The sequence below is a fragment of the Saccharopolyspora sp. NPDC002686 genome, from assembly GCF_040295745.1.
Taxonomy (GTDB): Bacteria; Actinomycetota; Actinomycetes; order Mycobacteriales; family Pseudonocardiaceae; genus Saccharopolyspora; species Saccharopolyspora oryzae.
In genome coordinates this window covers 1-1,678 of the sequence record NZ_JBEOVY010000639.1, presented here as the reverse complement: position 1 = coordinate 1,678, position 1,678 = coordinate 1, and the positions used below count along the sequence as shown (strand labels likewise).

Here is a 1,678-nt window from a genome sequence, read left to right as displayed (position 1 = left end):
CCGCTGTTCGACGAGCGCACCGCAGCCCAGAAGGTCCAGGCCGCTGAGGACGCCTGGAACACCCGCGACCCCGAGCGCGTCGCAGCGGCCTACACAGCGGATTCGGTGTGGCGCAACCGCGATCGGTTCATCGCCGGGCGCGCTGAGATCGTGGGGTTCCTGCGGCAGAAGTGGGCGCGCGAGCTGGACTACGCGCTGCGCAAGGAGCTCTGGGCCTTCCGCGAGGACCGCATCGCGGTGCGCTTCCAGTACGAGTGCCACGACGAGTCGGGGCAGTGGTGGCGCAGCTACGGCAACGAGCTGTGGGAGTTCACCGCCGACGGCCTGATGAGCCGCCGCGAAGCCAGCATCGACGACATGCCGATCACCGCCGCCGAACGCCGCATCTTCGGCTCCCGCCCGGACGCCGAACGCGGTCAGCTGCTGCCGATCCGCTGACCGGCGGGCATCACGGCATCATGGCCGCGAGGATGAAAAAGGCTCACTTCGCAGTCGTTGCAGGTAGCCCGGTCCGTTCACCGGCGGAGGAAGCCGGGCAGATCGGCGAAGGAATCCAGCACGTGGTCGGGTTCGCCGGACGCGGCCGAGAGGGCTTCCGGGCTGAACTTGCCGGTGCGCACCAGGATTCCGGTGATGCCGTGCTGTTGCGCGCCGAGCACGTCGGACTCGACGTCGTCGCCGATCATCAGCGAGTTCGCGGGTTCAGCGCCGAGCTTGCCCAGCGCGGCGGCGAAGAACTCGGCGGACGGCTTGCCGACCACCGTCGCCGCTCGGTTCGCGGCCCTTTCCAGGCCGAGCAGGAATGCGCCCGAGTCCAGCTGCAGGCCCTGGTCGGTGCGCCAGTAGAGGCTGCGGTGCATGGCCACCAGCGGTGCGCCGCGCTGCAGGTGGGCGAAGGCGAGGTTGAGCGTCCGGTAGTCGAACTCCGGTCCGGCGCCGCCGAGGAGGACCACGTCCGCGTCGTCGTCGACCAGTTCCACATCACCCAGGTCGTCGCCGATGTCCCCGCTGTTCACCAGCAGGCACCGAGCACCGGGGTGGTGCCGCGCGAGGTGTTCGGCGGCGGCCGCCGGTGCGGTGAGGATCTCGTCGGGGCCGACGTCGAACCCGGCCTCGACCAGGGCTTCCGCGATCGACGACCTGGTGCGGCTGGTGGTGTTGGTGACCAGCAGGACGTCGATCCCGTCAGCCCTCAATTCCCTGAGCGCATCGGCGGTGCGCGGCAGCGGTCGCCAGGAGACGGTCAGTACGCCGTCGATGTCGATCAGCGCGGCCCGGAGTTCCACCATTCCCGCACGGTACGGCCTTGCGCGGCGGATATCAGGGCATCATGGCCGCGATGTCGGCGGCGGCCTCGCGGGCCAGGGCGCCCAGCTCGGGGAAGCGCGACTCCGGGACGCGGTCGCGCGGACCCCAGATGCTGACGATGGCGAACGGGTGGTCGCGCGCGTCCAGTGCCGCCGCCGAGATCCCGTGGACCTGGGGTTCCAGCTCGCCGATGCCGACGCTGTAGCCCAGCTCGCGGATCTCGGCGAGCTCGGCGCGCAGCGCGGTGCGGTCGGTCCGGGTGGTGGAGGTGTACTGGCTGGCGGGCAGCGTCGACGGCCACCACCACATCGCGCGCCTCACTTGGGAGCTCGCGCCGGTCGACGGTCCGCCCGTGATCATCGGGTTTGCC

General features: G+C 70.7%; 3 protein-coding genes. 1 reads left to right on the top strand and 2 read right to left on the bottom strand.

The genetic code is table 11. The features are described from left to right. Positions 1-438 (top strand): nuclear transport factor 2 family protein (locus ABTZ89_RS38535; protein ID WP_351054414.1); only part of this gene is annotated, 438 nt, incomplete at its 5' end. Positions 439-515: 77 nt separating this feature from the next. On the opposite strand, the gene ABTZ89_RS38530 is transcribed toward ABTZ89_RS38535, so the two are convergent. Together ABTZ89_RS38530 and ABTZ89_RS38525 are read right to left on the bottom strand one after the other, a co-directional pair. Next, the gene (locus ABTZ89_RS38530; RefSeq protein WP_351054411.1) at positions 516-1,289 is read right to left on the bottom strand and encodes an HAD-IIA family hydrolase; all 774 of its coding nucleotides are present in this window, start codon (positions 1,287-1,289) and stop codon (positions 516-518) included. Between the two features lie 31 nt (positions 1,290-1,320). Then, positions 1,321-1,678, bottom strand: a 358-nt coding sequence (locus tag ABTZ89_RS38525) for an IclR family transcriptional regulator domain-containing protein (RefSeq protein WP_351054408.1), incomplete at its 5' end; no start/stop codon positions are given.

Excerpts from the sequence above, each read along its gene's own strand:
- ABTZ89_RS38530 (WP_351054411.1), bottom strand. The coding sequence starts at position 1,289 with ATGGTGGAACTCCGGGCCGCGCTGATCGACATCGACGGCGTACTGACC.